This is a genomic window from Nostoc sp. NMS9, from assembly GCF_017114995.1.
Lineage (GTDB): Bacteria > Cyanobacteriota > Cyanobacteriia > Cyanobacteriales > Nostocaceae > Nostoc.
Genome location: NZ_JABXKL010000039.1, coordinates 187,608 through 206,041 on the forward strand (window position 1 = coordinate 187,608; position 18,434 = coordinate 206,041).

Here is an 18,434-nt window from a genome sequence, read left to right on the forward strand (position 1 = left end):
TAGTCTCCTTCAGTATAGATGTTAATAAAATTGGCAAGCACTATTAAATAATTACCACTATTTTTTAATTTTAATTGCTTATTTTAGAGGGAGTGATTCTATTGAAATACTAGTTAATTCTCCAATTATTTAAATATCTATTTTTTATCACCCTCTACAGGTGGATTTGTTTCTAAGAATACTTTCTGATAATCGTCCAGAAGAAGTGCTTGTGGTTTGTGTCTACAGGCAGAAAACATTCTAATTATTAATAGCTACATTAAAGTTAACAAACGAATTGTTGAGGACAAAAAAATGGCAACTCGCTTTTTCAGAGATTTGCCAAGAATTTAAACAGAATACAATAATTGCGATCGCAATTATTTTGTGTTTGGTTGGACTCCTCAAGCCGAAATTTAGAACGGTCGTTTGCAATGATTGCCTTTCTTGCCTATTTAGTTTGGAATTTAGTTTGCTATGGCGTTCTGCGTGACGTTTTGCGCTTGATTGATTACTAAAGCATTAAAGAATAAAAACCAACTTGATTAGGAAGGAAAAAACAATGGAAACTCGTCCATCTACTGATTTATCATCTACTGCTAAAGCTTACAATGGCCGCGATCGCAATGAATTTCTGTTTGGTTTTACTCCCCAAGCCGAAATTTGGAATGGTCGCTTGGCAGCTATTGGTTTTCTTGCCTATTTACTTTGGGATTTAGCTGGTTATAGCGTCCTGCGCGACGTTTTACATCTGATTGGCTACTAGAAACTAAACACTTAAAAACCTACTAGATTTTGGAGAAAAAAATGGCAATTAAAGAAACTCGTTCTTCTACTGATTTACCACCTGTTGCACCCGAATACAACGGCGTAGACCGTAATGCATTTTTGTTTGGTTTTACTCCCCAAGCTGAAATTTGGAATGGTCGCTTGGCAGCCATTGGATTTCTTGCCTATTTGCTTTGGGATTTAGCTGGTTATAGCGTCCTGCGCGACGTTTTACATCTGATTGGCTACTAGTAGGTAGTCTGCTACAAGCATTATGACAGGTTAAGATAGTTCGTAGTAAGCACTTAAGTGCTTGCTATGACCCGATCTAAAAATTGAACAACTTGCTCTTTTACTGATTTACCAACTATTACACCAGAATACAGTTTAATTGGTTGTATAGTAGTGAAAAAAGCCACCTAGTTTGAGGTGGCTTTTCTATGATAAAAATTACTGAAGTTTCCAACAGCGATTATTCATCAATACTACTAGGAATACCCAAAACAGCACAGGGAAAATTAAAACCTAAAGCTTCAATCATCGGATGATTGACAGAGTTGCAACCTAGAAATAGAATATCAGCAGCTTCTGATTTAACAACTTTGTTAAGTTCTGTGGCAATGGAGCCAAACCGCAGGTGAGATTTGAAGGAACCTTGCCATTCTTCAGCCAGACTTCGGGCTTGCCAGAGAATTATATCTGCTTGTTGTAGGGGAGTTATCACTGTCTGTAATTTGGGTTGAGTTAATACCTGTGTGACAGACTTTGATACTTCACTGACTTGACATTCCAATGAAGGCTGTTGTTGGGGAAAGCTTAAAATATTTGGATACTGGCTGCTTTGATTATCTTCTACCACATAAACGGCTTGAACTGTAACTTCTGCATTAGTGGCTAAACGCGTTTGATGGGAAATCCAAAATGCAATATCTAATGCTGTATGACTGTTAGGAGATGCGTTATATGCAACAATTAGATTGACTGCTTTTGCTTTCTGAGGTTTTTTAGAAAAAGGTTTGTTTGGTTCTGGCAGCAGTACCATTTGTTCAATTAAATCGTCTCGGCCTGTGGCACTTTGCAGACGTGCTAACATTGGCTTAATTTGCACAGCTTTACTTCTCCTAATGAAATGAATTAGCAATGAGAAGCAGGGCGACCAATTTTAAATTTTGGACTTTGGCTAGGCTCAGTCGAACGATTTTGGATTTTAGATTGAGTGACGATAACCAAAATTTCAAATTTTAAATCAGTCAAGGAAACCCCAATAATAACTGTATTACAGCCAAAGTCTTGGGGGTTCCTTCCATTGCCTACGGAGTTAGCTGACGGGCTAAGACTGGAAGGTGTCTCTCTCTTAGGAGTGCTGAGTGGTGAGTTAAAACTTTTTACTCTTAAGTTGCCGCTCTCTGCAAGATTAGCCCCAAACATTGGTTCCTCCGTTCCAAATCCAGCTTTCATGAATTTGAATTAGGCTACCCACTAAAAAAATGATAATCTAATTTACTCGTCTTGAGCAAAATATCGATCGAGGAAATTTAGGGCGTGGTTGCGGAGTTCAAAATACTCTTTTGAGTTTCGCATGGCGGCGCGATCGCGTGGACGCTCAAAAGGAACTTCTAAAATCTCCCCGATACTAGCAGCTGGGCCATTGGTCATCAAGACGATGCGATCGGACATATAAATTGCTTCGTCTACATCATGGGTAATCATCATCACTGCTTGACGATTATTTTCCCAAATATCCAATACCTGCTGCTCTAATTTGCCACGAGTTAGTGCATCTAATGCCCCAAAAGGTTCATCCATCAGCAACATTTTGGGACGAATTGCTAAGGCTCTGGCAATACCTACTCGTTGTTTCATACCTCCAGAAATTTCATCGGGATATTTGTCAGCCGCCGCCGTCAAGTTTACCATTGCCAAGTGTTGATTTACAATGCTAATTTTTTCAGATCTATTAGCATTTTTTAACACTTCATCCACGGCTAAACGGATATTTTCTCGCACTGTTAACCAAGGTAACAGCGAATAGTTCTGAAATACCATCATCCTTTCCGCTCCCGGCTGACGAATTTCTTGTCCATCTAGCCTGACTGAGCCGGAAGTTGCTTTTTCTAAACCAGCTACTATTTTTATTAGAGTTGATTTCCCACAACCTGAGTGACCAATTACAGAAATATATTCATCTTCACCAATCGTAAGATTAACCCCATCTAAAACGACAAAGTTATCTTTATCAGGTGTCGGATAAGACTTGACTAAATTTTCAATTTCTAAAAATCCAGGACGGGGCAGAACTTTGTTCTGAGTATTAATAGGCAATGAGGTATATTCCATCATCAAAGGCTCCGCAAATAATTTAGTCAATCAAAATTTAAACTTGGGATTTAAGACATGAAAAAACGAGTGGGAGCGTTAGCCCTGATGGCAAAACTATTCAGATAACCCACCGGATCGCTGGGGTCGAAGCCTTTCTTATCTATAAATACTTCTGGTGGTTCGACCTTGTAATCATCCTTGGGACACTTGATGCCCATGTCAGATGCTATCTCCCGATATAAATCTGCTCTCCAGCCAAGTTCTGCTAGTTTCTCGGCATTTTTGGGGAATTCCTTAATTTGTCCCCACCGCGCTGCTTGTGTCATTAACCAAATACTTCTCGATCTCCATAAGAATGTAGAGTGTTCTCCTGGCTGTTTGGGAAGGTTGTCAGGAATATCGAAGAAAATCGTGGTGTCAGCAGCTTTGATGGTGCGGTCTTTGCCGTCAAAGCCGCCATAGTTATAGTTGCCGAGAATTCCCGGACTTGTAAATTTTGCGATTGGGGCATCTTTCTTTTTAGGTCTAGCACCTGTAAAGGAACGGTCTGTAATCAATTCGGCTACTTCTTGGCGGTTCTCTACTTTGCTGCAATACTGGCAAGCTTCAATCATCGCTTTGACGAGGGAACGATAGGTTTTGGGATATTTGTCAATGAAAGATTCCATTACCCCCAATAAACGATCTGGGTGTCCTAGCCAGACTTCTTTGCCTTGTGCGAAGGTAAAGCCGATGTTTTCGTTACCTGTTATTGCTCGTGTATTCCAGGGTTCTGCAACCATATAAGCTTGCATAGCACCAATCCGCACGTTTGTTACCATTTGGGGGGGCGGAACGATGATGATCCGAAACTCCTTGAGGGGATCGACACCAGCGGCGGCGGATACATAGCGGACAAAGTATTCGTAAATGGCGGAACTCAGAACAACTGCCCAAACTTTGCGTTCTGGCGGCTGCTTGTCAAAATAGCCTCGGAAATCGCGCCCAAAGGCTTCTAAAGCGCCATCACCATATTTTTCTTGATACTCATACCACGGACGCAGCCCAAAATCCCACATGGCTTTGTTCATCGTCATGGCGTTACCGTGGCGGTGAATGGTCATGGCTGCACACAAAGGGGCGTGGCGTGCCCCTTCAGCACCAATTCTGGCATTGGTGACTGCACCGGATACTACGGGTGAGGCATCCAGGCGACCAAATATTAAACCGTCGCGGGAAGTTGCCCAACTGGCTTCGCGGTTAAGTGTGACGTTCAAACCATATTTGCGGAAGAAGCCTTTTTTCCAGGCGATCGCAAATGGCGCACAATCATTAACGGGAACGTAACCAATGGTAAGGTCGGATTTTTCTAGGTCTTGGGATCTAACTACTGGTTGTACAGCTAAGGCTTCTTCAGTTAGTCCTTTAGCGGATCTATCTCCTGAAATCGCACAGGAAGATAACGCTATTCCTGTTGTAGTTGCTCCTATTCCTTTGATAAAGTCTCGTCGAGTCCAGTTATGATCACCCATTCTTGTAGCTCCATTGGTGATTAATTACTCACGCTCCAGGTGCAGAGTATCGTTACATTTTGCTGTTTTGAACGCAGCCAAATTTTGTTAGTTGGAAGTTGTAGGGCGATGGGTGACAAATTCTTGGATTTTACCCACAGCGTAATCTAAAATTAACCCAGTTAAGCCAATTATGAACACAGCTAAAAAGACTGAACTTAGGTTTAAGCGACTCCATTCATCCCAGACAAAAAAGCCGATACCAATACCGCCTGTAAGCATTTCTACGGCAACAATTACTAGCCAAGCTATCCCTAAACTAATTCGTAAACCTGTAAAAATATACGGCAAGCTTGCGGGCCAAATTATTTTTGTAATCCGTCGCCAACGCGGCATTTCCAAGACTCGTGCCACATCTAAATAATCTTGGGGAACGCTAGAAACTCCTAAAGCGGTATTAATAATTGTTGGCCATAAGGAGGTAATAAAGATGACAAAAATAGCTGAAGGATCTGCTAAGTTGAAAATTGCTAAGGCGATGGGTAGCCAAGCTAGGGGCGATACTGGTTTAAAAATTTGAATGATCGGATTAAGCGCTAGCATTGCCGGTCTGGACATGCCAATTACAAACCCTAGAGGAATCGCTACTATCGCACCTAATAAAAAGCCCAGTAATACTCGACGCAGACTTGCTATCAACAACCAACCAATCCCTAAGTTACCTGGGCCTCGCTGGTAGAAGGGATTTAAGATGTAGTCTAGATTCGCAATTAGCGCTTCTGGTGGGGTGGGCATCAATTCATGATTGGCAAGTGCAATAATCCACCACAACACAATTATTCCCAAGAAACCCAATATAGGTAGAATGAAGACATCTCTAAGGATAATAGGTTTTGCCTTTTTCCAAGTCGCTTGTCCAGCGATCGCCGCGATCGCTGCTAAATTTAGTTGAAATATCATTTATGACCTCAACAGATTTAAGTGCGGGTACAAAAAATTTGAGCAGTACCAGCCTTGGAAACCGATGAGATCGAAACATTATAAAAATGCCGTCTCTTCAGTCTCCTCTCAATGCCTACGAAGTTAGCTGACGGGCTAGGGCTGAGAGATGCCCTTCTGAAGAAAGTTATGAGTTATGAGTTATGAGTTATAAATCTAAGTATTTAGTAAACTAACTTCTAACTCTTCACTCTCAACTCCTCACTTTCTCTAAGATACGCCCCACAATTTGGTTCCTCCGCTCCAACGTCACGCACTGTGATCCGCTGGATTAGGCTGACTTACTCTAAATAGATAATAAATTAAGCAGATTATAACATCAATATGTAGAATATAACATTAGTGAGTGCTTCAGTGAAAGTATCTGTACTATCAAAAATATTGTTCATTTTGCTACTTAAGCCAAGTGCCTACCCTGACTTTTCGGTAATCAATAAAATTTCTTATTTTGGTTGTCTTGTGAATCAAATCCTTGCACAATGAGCTAAATAATTTCAGTACATCAATTATCAAGGCTGGTAACTGCTAGACTTTGATTTACCAAACTTAAGATATATATTATACTCTATAAAAATTATCTACGTATATTCATTTAACCAACGAAAGAATCTGTAAAATCTACTTCTTTTGGTAGGTGAAATCTATCACTATTTTTGGTTAAACACGACTCTAGTCGCTAAACTGTTTGAATATAGAAGTTTACTCATCTATCTCCTAGCTGAATTTAACATAATGGATTTTAGTCAACTCCTGGCTGAAAAAAAGGACACCATCCTTGATAAATGGATTTTAGCAGTTCGTAAGGATAGACGGATTGAAAGTGCTGATGACCTATCTTATACAGCGGTTAAGGATCACATCCCTGATGTTTTGAAAGCTATGGTGACAGTGCTTTCAAAATCTCAAGAGAATGATATTCAGTCAATAGTTACTGCCAGTTTTCAGCATGGAGCGATTCGAGCCGAACAAGGCTTTGATCCAGCAGAAATTGCTAGAGAATATCATCTGCTGCGAACAGTAATATTTGATGCGCTACAAACAGATTTACTAAATGGAATCCCATCAGAGATAATTCGTTCCATGCGTTTGATTGACGCTATCATCGACGAAGCGATCGCTCGATGTTTCAAGAGTTATGTTGAAGAACGCCTGCGGGAATTACACAAGTTGCAAGCATCACTAACGCTCCATAATCAAGAACTCACGCGGCTAATTAGCGCTAATCAAGAGTATCTTTCCCAACTAGCCCACGAATTGAAACATCCTCTAACTTCCATTATTGGTTATTCGGATCTGTTTTTACGCCAACAACGACGAAAGACTGAGATCAAAGACAACTTTACCAATTTAGAACATATTGAGCGGGTACTACGCAATGGTAGACAATTACTCCATCTAATCAATGATGTACTAGAACTTTCGCGCTATGACGCTGGGCAGATAAAACTCCAATTAGCACCTACCGATGTGCGTGAATTAATCGATAATGTGTGTGAAATGTTGGAACCTTTAGCTGCGGGAAAAAATCTACAAATAGTAGTCGATTGCGATCGCATCCCTGAAAAATTAATCACAGATTCTTTTCAATTGCAACAAATTGTTACAAATCTTATTAGTAATGCGATTCGTTATACAGAGTCGGGGACTATTATTATCATGTGTCAGGTGCTGGAGAAGCAGAGATGGGCGATCGCAGTTTCTGACACTGGAGTTGGCATTGCACCCGAAAACCAAGCCCAGATATTTGAACCCTACTTTCGCGTGAGTTCTAGCGATCGTCCCTATCTTCCTGATAGTACAGGATTGGGGTTAGTGATCGTCTCGCGTTTAGTAAAACTATTGCAAGGTCAAATTAACCTAGCCTCACAGGTAGGCGTTGGTTCTACTTTTACCGTAATTTTTCCTTTAGAAGTTGAATTTTAGAAGCGACTGGAAGTCGCGGCTACACAAGCAAAGTCCACCTTTCCTGCGGAACGCTACGCGAACGTGGACTAATACAAAATCAAGGGTTTTAAACCCACGGAGGTGGGTTTTGTCTGTATAGCCGCGATTTCCAATCGCCGGGGCTTTACAAATATCCTCTTAGGGATGATGTCTCATCCCCATTTTCTATCTTTCAATTTCATCTACTGCTTTGGGAACCCCCGCAGTTAACACCTCATGTCCCCCAGGTGTAACTAACACATCATCCTCAATCCGAATACCAATGCCAATCCATCGAGGATCAGTCACAGGCTGGTCTTCTGCTAGTTTGGTATCTGGCACAATATATAGTCCTGGTTCAACTGTCAAAATTTGACCTGGTTGTAAAATTTGAGGTTTGTCTTCACCATGCTGATAAACACCGACATCATGGACATCTAAACCTAACCAATGACTGGTGCGGTGCATATAATATGGTTTATATTTCTCTTCTTCAATTAACTTATCAATTTCACCTTTGAGAATGCCAAGTTCGACTAAACCTTCTGTGATAACGCGCACTGCTGTATCGTGAACTAATTTGAAGGGATTACCTGGTTGGACTTGAGCGATCGCTTGTTTTTGCGCCTCTAAAACAATCTCATACAGCGTCTTTTGTTCTGGCGTAAATTTACCACCCACAGGAAATGTCCGGGTAATATCGGAGTTGTAATAACCGTAAGCACAACCAGCATCAATTAGCAGTAATTCTCCATCCTGCATTTGACGATTATTTTCAATATAATGCAGTACGCAAGCATTTACACCAGAAGCCACAATTGAAGGATAAGCAGGCCCTAACCCACCCCGGACTCGAAAGATGCGTTCCATCTCCGCCTGGATTTCGTACTCATAACGTCCCGGTGCGGCGATTTCTTGGGCATAATTGTGTGCTTCGGTGGCGATCACAGCTGCTTGACGCATCAATTCCAACTCTGCTTCGCTTTTGATCAATCTCATGCTATTGAGGACAGGGCCAGTATCTTCAATAGCGATCGGCCCAGTACCGCGCTTCGGATAAGTCCGCAGTAAACTTTGGTAATGTTTCAGGATTTGGTCGTTAAAATTGCGATCGCGTCCTAAGTGATAGTAAATCCGGCTGGCTTTTTCTAAATACTGCGGTAACTTTTCATCTAACTCACTAATTGGGTAAGCTTCATCAGCACCATAAATTTCCTTGGCTGCATCTACCCCACAAAGATAACCAGTCCATACTTCCTTTTCGCGATCCTTCGGTTGGACAAACAGCACAAACCGATGTTCTGAATGATGCGGCGCTAACACTGCTACTGCTTGTGGTTCATTAAAACCAGTCAAGTAAAAAAAATCGCTATCTTGGCGATAAACATACTCGACATCGTTGTGCATCACTGCCATTGGCGCACTGCGAAAAATGGCTGTCCCATCACCAATTTTTGCCATTAACTGCTCGCGACGTTGCCGATATTCTGCTTGCATAGTTGATCTACTTTTAAAAGTATTGTGTTATTTTACACTATTGGCAACTAGCAGATGCACAGATGATGCCTCTTAAATAGTTGCTAATCTAAGTTATTCTAACCAATATTTGTTTCCACTCAAGTTATACACCAGAATACAGAATTCAGAATACAGAATTCAGGAATAAAACACTCTTTATACTTGGGTAACAGACTTAGCTTGTGTACCTCACTTTCCTTGAAATCTGCTGTAAATTATTGAATAAAAATCAATTATCTCGAAAGACTCAGATTTTCTAGTTTTTAAAAAATTCAGAAATCTTGTTGTTATCGAATGATTTAGGATATTCATGAAGTTAAATAAGTTTTAAATGTTTATTATTTTATACAAATTTTGGTATTTCATAAATTTAGCAACACACAGTAAAAAATATGTCCACTCAACCCCTAATAAAAAAAGCGATCGCTTACGTAACCAACAAAAATAAATTAATGGTGTTTACACATACTGATTTTCCGGAAGCTGGCGTGCAAGTACCTGCTGGTACAGTTGAAGAAACTGAGGAGCCATCTGATGCTGTACTGCGAGAAATTTATGAAGAATCTGGTATTAAGGGAGTTCGTATTATTGAGTTATTGGGTATTTATCAATACAATATGACTCCCTATCGGAATGAAATTCAACAACGTTATGTTTATCATCTCGAATTAACTCAGTCTACACCATCTACTTGGCGGCATTGGGAAATACATCCAAGTAGCAGCAAAAACCCTATAGCCTTTGATTTTTATTGGGTTAAATTGGATAGCTCAGATTTCGGTCTAGCTGGTGGTCAAGGTTACTTTTTATCTAAGCTTGTTCACAAATTAAAAAATAGTGGATCTTCAGCCAATACTTAAGAAAGTGCTAAGAAAATAAAGGCAAGATTATACAAATTTATTAGGAGTAATGTAGCGATCGCTTCTATCTTAAGTAAGTCAGTATAATGAAACATAAAATAAAATTTTAGTTTGTAGTTAGAGATTCATCGTCAAAATAAAAATTATCAGGACTATCTAAGTTTAGAAAAAATATATGGCTAGTGTGGATATTTTTATCTGACTGATTACCATTTAAAAATACAAGTAGATTTTTGATACAACATTTAAATATCAAAAAAACTAGATAAAACAATCATTTTTTATCTATAGATAATTATATATAAAGTACAAAAAGTATTTTGTAATTGCTTATCTAGAACTTGAAATTTTTAGAATAATAGTTTATAACAAACAGATGTTTATTTTCAAATAGTGACATTAATAAATAAAAAATAGTTATAAAGAAATCTTGAAAATCAGGTAAATGTTATTTCGTTACAGAAAGAGATTGGCAAAAAAAGTTAAAAGAATATAACAACCAATCATAAAAATAACCCATGTCTGGAAATCAAAATTCCTCACCTTTAGCTTTGAATACATCTCGATTAGTATCAGATTCTTTTGCAAAATCAGAAATCTTGACAACTTCTCTTAAGAGTATAAATTATGATTTAGGGTTTGGAAATAAGAGTTCTTCACTAGCACTAGAAAGTGAATCGGTGACTGCGCCTGTTAAAACATCAGCAAATCCCAATCCTAATCCTTACTTAACTAGCGCGGCGATTACTCCTGACTTTAACGGTGATGGTAAAACAGACAAAGTTTGGGTCAATTCTTCAACTGGTGAGATTATCATTCGGTTAATGGATGGCACAACAGTTCTCGAACAGGGTTCTTTGGGTCAATTTGACCTATCCGCCTATGATTACAAAATTGCTGACTTCAATGCTGATAGCAAAACCGACTTCTTATTACGCAATAAGACAACCGGTGAGAATAGCGTTGTCCTGATGGATGGAACCAAAGTTGGTAGTGCGGCTGCTCTAAGTAGCGTTGATCCAGCTTGGACTCCTCAGATTGGAGATTTCAACGGCGATCGCAAAACCGATATCTTCTGGCATAATGGCACAACTGGCGAGAACGCTATTTGGGAGATGGATGGTACAACAGTTCTGAATGCAACTGTTCTAGACACTACAGACACAGCACTAACTCCTACCATTGTTGATTTCGACGGCAATGGCAAGAGTGATATCTTCTGGCGCAATCTGACAACAGGCGATAACACAGCTTGGTTTATGGATGGTACGCAAAAGACTGAATTTGCTCTGCAATCACAAGATCCCGCCTGGACTGCTAGCCTTGGTGATTTCAACGGCGACTTTAAGACTGACATTCTGTGGAGAAACCCTCAAACAGGTGAGAACAAGGTTTGGACGATGAATGGTATCTTAGTCACAGAGGGTGCTTTGGGCACACTTGACTCATCCTGGACTTCCAAAATTGGTGACTTCAACGGTGATGGCAAGACTGATATCTTCTGGCACAATGGAACCACAGGTGCGAACACCGCTTGGCTGATGGATGGCACAACAGTTGCGACTGAAGCTTTCTTACCAGCTAATAACGCGGCCTTGACACCATCCCTTGGCGATTTCAACGGCGATGGCAAGACTGATATCTACTGGCGCGATCAGACAGCAGGTACAGACAACATTTGGACTATAAATGAAACGACAGCTGTTGAGACTCCCATCAGCGACGCAGATAAACTTGGCCCAGAGTGGTATACGTTCTAAAATCAGAATTTAGAAACTGGAGACAGGAGTCATTATTCATAGGTGTCAACTTAAGATAGAAGTTATTGCCCTCATCCCAATCCTGTTCGGTTAAGGCAAGAGACGCGATGAATCGCCGTCAAGACGAAAGATTGATTATTGTAGAGACGGCGATTTATCGCGTCTTTGTGATGATTTATCGCATCTTTGCGATCTAGAATTTTCATCAAAAAACCTTAACTGAACAGTATTGGCCCTCATCCCCTAACCCCTTCTCACATGTTGGGAGAAGGGGAACTGGAGAATTTGCTCCCCTCTCTCAATTGGGAGAGGGGCTGGGGGTGAGGGCAAAACTCATACAGTCAAAAGATTTCAGCTTTAAGTTGACACCAATGGTCATTATTTTCCCCCTGCTTCTTTCCCAGTCCCCTTTATTCAAAATTTGTAACTCAAAACCTGAATTTCCCCCTTTTCCGGCAATTTACCAGGGCTAATGGAAATACTATCTCCATTGCTACGCTGCACTGTCATCCCTTGCATCAAGGTCAGAAAATTATCCAGTGGTGAAAGATCGCACTTAGCAGCATCAGCCGCTTGTGTACGGTAATGAGTCGGAATCACCAACTTGGGATTTAATACTTGAACAGCCTGCTTTGCTTCCTCAGCATTGTAGGCTTTTGCACTGCCTCCCACTGGAATAAATGCTACATCGGGACGCCCCATCAGGATTTTTTGCTCAATGGAAATGGGTGCAGCGGCTCCGCCTAAGTGTAGGATATTAATTCCGCCTTGCTTCCAACTCCAAGCAGTATTTGAGCCAAACTGCTTACCACCTTTGCGATCGTGGTCTATGGCAACTCCTTGGAATTTAATACCTTTAAACTCATAAACTCCTGGTTCATAGATGAGTTTCGCATTTCCCGGTAGTACATCCACAGCACCTTCATCTAGCAGTTGGCTGCTAATAAGTACCAAATCTGCTGCAACTTTTGGGGGACGATACCCAGCAGTACAACCGACCGACCGAAATGGATTGACGAGAACTTTCGCACCACCACCAGTAAAAAGAAAGCAAGTATGACCCAACCACTTAACTGATAAACCGCTAGATTGTGCGTCAGCTTGAGATTCAGAACCCAAGGTAGTAACCAAAGCTGTTACCAACCCCGCCCCAGCATAGCCCATCAACTGTCGTCGTTTCATTAATTATGCTCTTGACTGTAACTGTTCCAGAAAATTTCGCAATAACTGTTTTCCTGAAGATGTCAGGACACTCTCTGGGTGAAACTGGACGCCCTGAATGTGAGGATAGTTCCGGTGTCGCACTCCCATAATGGTGTTATCTTCAACCCAAGCGGTGATTTCTAACACATCTGGGCAAGTCTCACGTTCGATTACCAAACTATGATACCTAGTGGCGGTCAGAGGATTTTCTAATCCCCGGAAAACCCCCACTCCAGTGTGAGACACCTGAGAGGTTTTGCCATGCATCAACTCTGGAGCAGGAATTATTTTACCACCGAACACTTGACCAATGCTTTGATGTCCCAAACAAACACCCAAAATTGGTAACTCTTGTCCTAGCTGTTCAATCAATTCTAAAGAAATACCGGCATCTTCCGGGCGACCAGGCCCAGGAGAAATAACTACAGCTTCCGGCTTTAATGCCTGAATCTCATCTATGGATATCTTGTCGTTACGAAAAACTTTAATATCATCTGCCACTGGGAACTCTGATGCCAATTCTCCCAGGTACTGCACTAAATTATATGTAAAACTGTCGTAATTGTCGATAACTATAATCAAAGCTTATCACTCCTGGTTTCTACCACTTATCAGTTGCAAAAAGCATAGATAAGTATCTCATGCTATTTGTTGGTTAGGTATAAAAATAACGCTGACATAGACGTGTAGGTATGAAGCGGCTACTCTGCGGCCACTTTCTAAAGATTACCAAGTAATCCTTTAGGCAGGATGCTTGGCACGTAGGCGTAGCTCGTCGTAGACATCGCACGACTTAAATTTTGAATATATTCTGCAAAGGGGAGCGGACAGAGTGTAATTATCTTAGTGAGGCTACGCCTACGCAAATCACCTCTACAAAGCCGATATAATTAACGTTGCCAGAGGAGGGAGCAATAGCGTACCTGCTACTAACATCGCTACGAAAGCAGAAACAAGCACTGCACCAGCCGCACAATCTTTAGCAATTTTTGCCAAATCATGGTATGTCTGCTTAACGGTTAAGTCCACAACAGACTCGATCGCTGTATTTAGTAACTCTAATGCCAATACTAAACCACTAGTTATACCAATTACCGCTATTTCCACCGCTTGCAGATGCAAAAAAACGCTTAAAGCGATCGCCATTGCACAAACACTTACATGGATGCGAAAATTACGTTGAGTTTGAAAACTATAGCTGATTCCAGCCCAGGCATATTTAAAACTAACAAATAAATTAGAGGCTACTTTCCAGGAGAATTCCCGTTCGTTAGACACTAGTGTTTGTAACGAGGTAGGTGTTGGTGATGGAGAAATTTTTTGGGACATAGACTTAAAAACACAAGAACAGAGTTGCTACAGTGGGAATATTCGCCGATCTTAATGGCAGAATTAACTTTGAGGCAATCTTTAGGCAATTTTCCACAGAAGTATTATAAAAGTATTACCCAAAATTGACATTAAGAGATACTTCAGCTACTGCTATTCCATGTCAATAGCAATACCTATTGTATTCAGCAATCTCACTTGCTGTTTTAACATTCGCTCCAAACTTTTTTCATCAGGATGATCCCAGCCCAACAGATGCAATAAACCGTGAGCAGCTAACCAGGCTAGCTCGGTTGGTAAGCTATGTTCCTGTTGTTGAGCTTGGCGTTGTGCTGTATCTACAGACACAATAATATCACCTAAGTATAATGGGACAGAGGCAAGCATTTCTTTGCTTTGAGGAAAATCCACCTCCAAAGCTGCAAAGGCTAAAACATCTGTCGGCTTATTTTGCTGACGATATTGAGCATTCAGTTCTTGAATTTGCGAGTCATCTGTCAAACGCAGCCCGATTTCATAACTTGGCGCTGGTGGAATCTGAGGCTGAAGTATTTCCAACCAGTGATTAAACCAGTTTTCCCAAGTTTCAGGGGTAATTCGGGCATCAGTCTCGTCAATTTTTACAGATGTTGTCGGGGACAACTCATAAAAATACTCCTCCACGTATAGTTCAACTCTCAGGGGCACAAAGTCTCCTTGTCTGAGGTTTACGACTTATCGTTAGTGAGTGAGGTAAGCAAGACCAACAAGCAGAGCTAAAAGCCCTACAGCAGTCAACGCAAAATGCTTTAGGGAAGTTCCACCCTTGCGCACCATGTTTCGCATGGCGAGTTTGACATAGCTAGGTTGAGGTTCTGTTGAAGGAGAGTTACTCATAGTTATTTGTCTACAGACTCTTTTATAACTGTAACAGTTGGTCTGGGATAGAATTGCGATCGCCCATATATTGCTAAGGCGTTTCACACAGAAACGCCTTAGCAATCGGGATCTTATGTAATGAGTGCCTCTATGTCGGAGTGTTTTCTACTAGTTTATTTTCTTGGCGCAGATAAGCTTGGATGAATGTATCAAGTTCGCCATTCATCACATCACTAATCGCTGTTGTTTCAGTGTTTGTACGCAAATCTTTCACCATTTGATAAGGGTGAAACACATAGTTACGGATTTGGTTTCCCCAAGAGGCTTCCACCATATCGCCACGAATTTCAGCAATTTCTTGGGCACGTTGCTCCTTGGCGATGACCAACAGCTTTGCTTTGAGGCGATTTAGGGCTTTTTCTTTATTTTGCAGCTGCGATCGTTCTTCTGTACAGCGCACAGCAAGACCTGTAGGAAGGTGAACAATCCGTACCGCAGTTTCTACTTTGTTGACATTTTGCCCACCTTTACCACCAGAGCGAGTTGTGGTGATTTCCAAATCCTTGTCTGGAATATCCAATTGCACAGAGTTGTCAATCTGTGGCATCACTTCTATGCCTGCGAAACTGGTTTGTCGCTTACCGTTGGCATTAAAAGGTGAAATCCGCACTAAGCGATGTGTACCCATTTCTGATCGCAAGTAACCATAAGCATAGCGACCAGTAATTTCTAGGGTTGCCGATTTAATTCCGGCTTCATCACCCTCCGACTCTTCAGCTAAAGTTACCTTATAGCCGTGAGCTTCGCCCCAACGGGTGTACATCCGCATCAGCATAAATGCCCAGTCTTGAGCATCTGTGCCACCAGCACCAGCACTAATTGTCAGTACAGCACCTTCAGCATCATAGGGACCTGAAAGTAACTGTTGTAATTCCCACTGATCGAGGTCACGATTCAGTTTGGTGATGGTAGATTCCGCTTCTTGCAGTAGTGCCTCATCGGTTTCTAACTCCAATAACTCAACAACTGCCTTAGTATCTTCCAGATTGGCGTGCCAGCGATCGTATTGCTGGAGGTGGGCTTTCAGGTCGTTGAGTTCTTGCAGGGTTTGTTGGGCTTGGGTTTGGTCATTCCAGAATTCTGGCTGTGCTGATATTTTTTCGAGGTCTTGAATTTTGGCTGTCAGTGCAGGTACGTCAAAGATAGTCCTGGGTTTTACCCAGGCGGCCAGACAACGTTTCGATTTCGCGTTTGAGTTCTAAAACTTCCATAGTACTTGCTGAATGATAGATAGAGCGCTTTTGAGCGGAAAATTGCTCTTTTTATGTTTCTTGATTTTAGCTGTAGTTTGGCAAATTTTTTCTGCACAACTTGTATAGGTTACAAAAGTTACTTGAAATTATCAAGCACTTCTTTACCTACTGAAGTACTAAGATTTAGCTGTTGCAGATAGGCTTTGATAAAGAAATCAATTTTACCGTCTAATACCTCTGTCGCAGCAGGTGTTTCTACATTAGTGCGTAAATCTTTCACCTTAGTGTAAGGATGCAAGATATATTCACGGATGAGCTTGTTGGATCGAGGTTTTATCTGCCGGGATTGAATTTGGTCAATTTGCTCGACACTTTGGGCTAGTGCGATCGCAAACAGTTTACTCTTGAGAATAGCTAAGGCTTTCTCTTTGTTCCGCATCAGACTGCGCTGTTGATCACAAAATACACTAATTCCGGTAGGAATGTGAACCATATTTACCCATGTTTCTAGACGGTTGACATTCCCCCAATGGCGAGGCCAAGTAATTTCCAAATCCTTCTCTGGAATCTCCCACTCAACGGACTCACCCAATATAGGGATAACTTCCACACTAGCTAAACTCGTCCGCAAGCTGTTAGTAACATCGAAGGGTGATATGTGCTGTAGTTGATGTGTGCCTGTTTCTGATTTGAGGTAGCCGTATGCATAACGTGTTGTAATTTCTAAAGTTGCATACTTAATTCCGGCCTCATTGCCCTCAGAAATCTCTACTACATCCAATTGATAATTGTGGCTTTTTCCCCAACGACAGTACATTTGCAGCAACATATATGCCCAGTATTGACTGTCTGCATTATCAACCTCAGCAGTAATAGTGAGAAATGCAGCTTTTTGGTCGTGGGGGTCAGACAATAATTGTCGTATTTCTGCTGTTTCGAGTTCTTGTTGGAGTTGGGTAAGGTTGGTTTGCACCTCTTGCCACAATTGCTCATCGGCTGATAAATCCAACAATTCCAACGCAGCCTTGATATCTTCTAGAATCGAACACCAGCGATGATATTGTTGATGCTTGTAGAATATGGAGTATTCAATTTCTTGAAGTGTCTCATAAGCAGGAGTTGGATTATTCCAAAAATCAGGTTGAGCAATTACTTGATCTAAATATTGAATTCTTGCAGTCAAATATTGGAGGTCAAAGACAGTCCTCAGCCTTCCCTAAGATATTAGAAAACTTTTCTACTTCAATTTTTATTTTTAAGAGTTCAAGCATAGTTTTGCTCACTTGAGGCTTAACTTATCTACATATTCTACTGTTAAACAGATGAAAAAAACCGTGGTTGCTAAAAATTTAACCACGGTTTTTACTTTATAAAACTTTACTTGTGTTAGCGTCTACAGACAATTAATCGCGGCCATTTATGGCAATTAGCAACCGCAAGATAAAGACAAACAAGTTGATGTAAGTAAGGTACATCGACAAAGCAGCAGGTAGATATTGGTCATCGCTGTAAGTACGGGGCAAGATGTAGAAATCGACAACAGAAACCCCAACAAACAAGAATACTCCTAAACCGGAGATGGCGATTTCTAACCAATTGGGCGTGTAAACACCAAACATGGCAAACCCAAATTGGGCAAGGCATACAACCACCAAGGCAATGACACCAAGATTGATGGTTTTCGTCAAAGCCATGCCGTCTTGTTCAGAAAGATTTGAACCAATTTGACGGGCAGCAATAAAGGTGACACCACAACCAAGGGCAGCCAATCCAATGCCTTGAATGCCAACACCTTGGGATCTCAAGGCGACAAATACCAAACCACTGAGGGTATATCCAGACAAGAGGCTGTAGGTTGCCAACAGTGGTAATGCAAGTCCCTTGTTACCTTTCTGGGCAACATTTTGGGCAACAAAGAACAAAATTAACTCCAAAATCACTGCACCAATGAAGGTAGGAAAGAATATTTCGGGGTTAGTACGGATAACTCCCAAACCGCCGTAGGTTCCTAATGCCGTTAGCACTAATCCACCACCGACGTAGGGGAGGGCGTTGGCAATCACGTTTGGGCCAACGAGGACGTGAGATTTAGCCTCACGGATAGCTTCACGAAAATTACTGGTATTGCTCATATTGAAAAACTGTTTTTTAGGAAAACGTTCTGCTTATTCCTAT

18 protein-coding genes, 1 pseudogene and 2 riboswitches are annotated in these 18,434 nt (G+C 41.2%); of the genes and pseudogenes, 6 read left to right on the forward strand and 13 right to left on the reverse strand.

Features of this window, described 5'->3' with window-relative positions; translation table 11 throughout:
- Nucleotides 1-294: 294 nt before the first annotated feature.
- From HWQ40_RS13520 to HWQ40_RS13530, 3 genes and pseudogenes are all read left to right on the forward strand, one after another.
- Nucleotides 295-497 (forward strand): annotated as a pseudogene (locus tag HWQ40_RS13520) (chlorophyll a/b-binding protein).
- A gap of 44 nt (nucleotides 498-541) precedes the next feature.
- On the forward strand, nucleotides 542-745 hold the full coding sequence (locus tag HWQ40_RS13525; protein ID WP_292778497.1) for a high light inducible protein: 204 nt from the start codon (nucleotides 542-544) through the stop codon (nucleotides 743-745).
- 41 nt (nucleotides 746-786) lie between these two features.
- Nucleotides 787-999 carry a high light inducible protein gene (locus tag HWQ40_RS13530; RefSeq protein WP_292778499.1) on the forward strand — a complete coding sequence of 71 codons (213 nt, stop codon included), beginning with the start codon at nucleotides 787-789 and terminating at the stop codon, nucleotides 997-999.
- A gap of 220 nt (nucleotides 1,000-1,219) precedes the next feature.
- Here HWQ40_RS13530 and HWQ40_RS13535 read toward each other — a convergent pair whose 3' ends face one another.
- The 4 genes from HWQ40_RS13535 to ntrB form a co-directional block, all read right to left on the reverse strand.
- Nucleotides 1,220-1,840: a universal stress protein gene (locus tag HWQ40_RS13535; RefSeq protein ID WP_292778659.1), complete on the reverse strand. Its 621-nt coding sequence runs from the start codon at nucleotides 1,838-1,840 to the stop codon at nucleotides 1,220-1,222.
- A gap of 202 nt (nucleotides 1,841-2,042) precedes the next feature.
- Nucleotides 2,043-2,231, reverse strand: a riboswitch (cyclic di-AMP (ydaO/yuaA leader).
- Between the two features lie 16 nt (nucleotides 2,232-2,247).
- Nucleotides 2,248-3,084, reverse strand: a complete 837-nt coding sequence (locus HWQ40_RS13540) for a nitrate ABC transporter ATP-binding protein (RefSeq protein ID WP_292778661.1) — start codon at nucleotides 3,082-3,084, stop codon at nucleotides 2,248-2,250.
- Nucleotides 3,085-3,134: 50 nt separating this feature from the next.
- Nucleotides 3,135-4,577 (reverse strand): ABC transporter substrate-binding protein, encoded by a 1,443-nt coding sequence (locus HWQ40_RS13545; RefSeq protein ID WP_292778501.1) that lies wholly within the window; start codon nucleotides 4,575-4,577, stop codon nucleotides 3,135-3,137.
- Between the two features lie 87 nt (nucleotides 4,578-4,664).
- Nucleotides 4,665-5,516, reverse strand: coding sequence for a nitrate ABC transporter permease (gene ntrB, locus HWQ40_RS13550; protein WP_292778503.1), 852 nt, complete (start codon nucleotides 5,514-5,516; stop codon nucleotides 4,665-4,667).
- A gap of 97 nt (nucleotides 5,517-5,613) precedes the next feature.
- Nucleotides 5,614-5,843, reverse strand: a riboswitch (cyclic di-AMP (ydaO/yuaA leader).
- A 444-nt stretch (nucleotides 5,844-6,287) separates the two neighbouring features.
- Here ntrB and HWQ40_RS13555 point away from each other — a divergent pair.
- Nucleotides 6,288-7,478: a HAMP domain-containing sensor histidine kinase gene (locus tag HWQ40_RS13555; RefSeq protein WP_292778506.1), complete on the forward strand. Its 1,191-nt coding sequence runs from the start codon at nucleotides 6,288-6,290 to the stop codon at nucleotides 7,476-7,478.
- A gap of 186 nt (nucleotides 7,479-7,664) precedes the next feature.
- Here HWQ40_RS13555 and HWQ40_RS13560 read toward each other — a convergent pair whose 3' ends face one another.
- Complete coding sequence (locus tag HWQ40_RS13560; RefSeq protein WP_292778508.1) at nucleotides 7,665-8,975, reverse strand: aminopeptidase P N-terminal domain-containing protein; 1,311 nt, start codon at nucleotides 8,973-8,975, stop codon at nucleotides 7,665-7,667.
- A gap of 413 nt (nucleotides 8,976-9,388) precedes the next feature.
- Between HWQ40_RS13560 and HWQ40_RS13565 the strand changes: the two genes are divergently transcribed.
- Both HWQ40_RS13565 and HWQ40_RS13570 read left to right on the forward strand, forming a co-directional pair.
- Nucleotides 9,389-9,856: an NUDIX domain-containing protein gene (locus tag HWQ40_RS13565; protein ID WP_292778510.1), complete on the forward strand. Its 468-nt coding sequence runs from the start codon at nucleotides 9,389-9,391 to the stop codon at nucleotides 9,854-9,856.
- A 518-nt stretch (nucleotides 9,857-10,374) separates the two neighbouring features.
- On the forward strand, nucleotides 10,375-11,616 hold the full coding sequence (locus HWQ40_RS13570; RefSeq protein ID WP_292778512.1) for a VCBS repeat-containing protein: 1,242 nt from the start codon (nucleotides 10,375-10,377) through the stop codon (nucleotides 11,614-11,616).
- Between the two features lie 414 nt (nucleotides 11,617-12,030).
- On the opposite strand, the gene HWQ40_RS13575 is transcribed toward HWQ40_RS13570, so the two are convergent.
- The 8 genes from HWQ40_RS13575 to HWQ40_RS13610 all read right to left on the reverse strand — a co-directional run bounded on the left by HWQ40_RS13575 (nucleotide 12,031) and on the right by HWQ40_RS13610 (nucleotide 18,391).
- Nucleotides 12,031-12,798 carry an MBL fold metallo-hydrolase gene (locus HWQ40_RS13575; protein ID WP_292778513.1) on the reverse strand — a complete coding sequence of 256 codons (768 nt, stop codon included), beginning with the start codon at nucleotides 12,796-12,798 and terminating at the stop codon, nucleotides 12,031-12,033.
- 3 nt (nucleotides 12,799-12,801) lie between these two features.
- Nucleotides 12,802-13,401: an aminodeoxychorismate/anthranilate synthase component II gene (locus HWQ40_RS13580; RefSeq protein ID WP_292725468.1), complete on the reverse strand. Its 600-nt coding sequence runs from the start codon at nucleotides 13,399-13,401 to the stop codon at nucleotides 12,802-12,804.
- Nucleotides 13,402-13,692: 291 nt separating this feature from the next.
- The gene (locus HWQ40_RS13585; RefSeq protein WP_292778515.1) at nucleotides 13,693-14,148 is read right to left on the reverse strand and encodes a diacylglycerol kinase family protein; all 456 of its coding nucleotides are present in this window, start codon (nucleotides 14,146-14,148) and stop codon (nucleotides 13,693-13,695) included.
- 153 nt (nucleotides 14,149-14,301) lie between these two features.
- The gene (ybeY, locus tag HWQ40_RS13590; protein ID WP_292778663.1) at nucleotides 14,302-14,829 is read right to left on the reverse strand and encodes an rRNA maturation RNase YbeY; all 528 of its coding nucleotides are present in this window, start codon (nucleotides 14,827-14,829) and stop codon (nucleotides 14,302-14,304) included.
- 39 nt (nucleotides 14,830-14,868) lie between these two features.
- Nucleotides 14,869-15,024: a DUF3285 domain-containing protein gene (locus HWQ40_RS13595; RefSeq protein ID WP_104904774.1), complete on the reverse strand. Its 156-nt coding sequence runs from the start codon at nucleotides 15,022-15,024 to the stop codon at nucleotides 14,869-14,871.
- Nucleotides 15,025-15,154: 130 nt separating this feature from the next.
- Nucleotides 15,155-16,277 (reverse strand): peptide chain release factor 2 gene (gene prfB, locus HWQ40_RS13600; RefSeq protein WP_292778517.1). Its coding sequence is split into 2 segments (ribosomal slippage): nucleotides 15,155-16,204 and nucleotides 16,206-16,277, totalling 1,122 coding nucleotides; the frame shifts between segments, so codons are not numbered across the junction.
- A 118-nt stretch (nucleotides 16,278-16,395) separates the two neighbouring features.
- Nucleotides 16,396-17,530, reverse strand: a protein-coding gene (locus tag HWQ40_RS13605; RefSeq protein ID WP_292778519.1) for a PCRF domain-containing protein whose coding sequence is annotated in 2 segments (ribosomal slippage) — nucleotides 16,396-17,454 and nucleotides 17,456-17,530 — 1,134 coding nt in all. Because the reading frame shifts where the segments join, the coding sequence is not laid out codon by codon here.
- A 132-nt stretch (nucleotides 17,531-17,662) separates the two neighbouring features.
- The gene (locus HWQ40_RS13610) at nucleotides 17,663-18,391 is read right to left on the reverse strand and encodes a Bax inhibitor-1 family protein (RefSeq protein ID WP_292778521.1); all 729 of its coding nucleotides are present in this window, start codon (nucleotides 18,389-18,391) and stop codon (nucleotides 17,663-17,665) included.
- Between the last annotated feature and the right edge of the window lie 43 nt (nucleotides 18,392-18,434).

Coding starts and splice junctions, on each gene's coding strand:
- HWQ40_RS13565 (WP_292778510.1), top strand. CDS start 9,389: ATGTCCACTCAACCCCTAATAAAAAAAGCGATCGCTTACGTAACCAAC.
- HWQ40_RS13585 (WP_292778515.1), bottom strand. CDS start 14,148: ATGTCCCAAAAAATTTCTCCATCACCAACACCTACCTCGTTACAAACA.
- ntrB (WP_292778503.1), bottom strand. CDS start 5,516: ATGATATTTCAACTAAATTTAGCAGCGATCGCGGCGATCGCTGGACAA.
- HWQ40_RS13595 (WP_104904774.1), bottom strand. CDS start 15,024: ATGAGTAACTCTCCTTCAACAGAACCTCAACCTAGCTATGTCAAACTC.
- HWQ40_RS13540 (WP_292778661.1), bottom strand. CDS start 3,084: ATGGAATATACCTCATTGCCTATTAATACTCAGAACAAAGTTCTGCCC.
- HWQ40_RS13530 (WP_292778499.1), top strand. CDS start 787: ATGGCAATTAAAGAAACTCGTTCTTCTACTGATTTACCACCTGTTGCA.
- HWQ40_RS13555 (WP_292778506.1), top strand. CDS start 6,288: ATGGATTTTAGTCAACTCCTGGCTGAAAAAAAGGACACCATCCTTGAT.
- HWQ40_RS13525 (WP_292778497.1), top strand. CDS start 542: ATGGAAACTCGTCCATCTACTGATTTATCATCTACTGCTAAAGCTTAC.
- HWQ40_RS13570 (WP_292778512.1), top strand. CDS start 10,375: ATGTCTGGAAATCAAAATTCCTCACCTTTAGCTTTGAATACATCTCGA.
- HWQ40_RS13610 (WP_292778521.1), bottom strand. CDS start 18,391: ATGAGCAATACCAGTAATTTTCGTGAAGCTATCCGTGAGGCTAAATCT.
- HWQ40_RS13560 (WP_292778508.1), bottom strand. CDS start 8,975: ATGCAAGCAGAATATCGGCAACGTCGCGAGCAGTTAATGGCAAAAATT.
- HWQ40_RS13545 (WP_292778501.1), bottom strand. CDS start 4,577: ATGGGTGATCATAACTGGACTCGACGAGACTTTATCAAAGGAATAGGA.
- HWQ40_RS13535 (WP_292778659.1), bottom strand. CDS start 1,840: ATGTTAGCACGTCTGCAAAGTGCCACAGGCCGAGACGATTTAATTGAA.
- HWQ40_RS13575 (WP_292778513.1), bottom strand. CDS start 12,798: ATGAAACGACGACAGTTGATGGGCTATGCTGGGGCGGGGTTGGTAACA.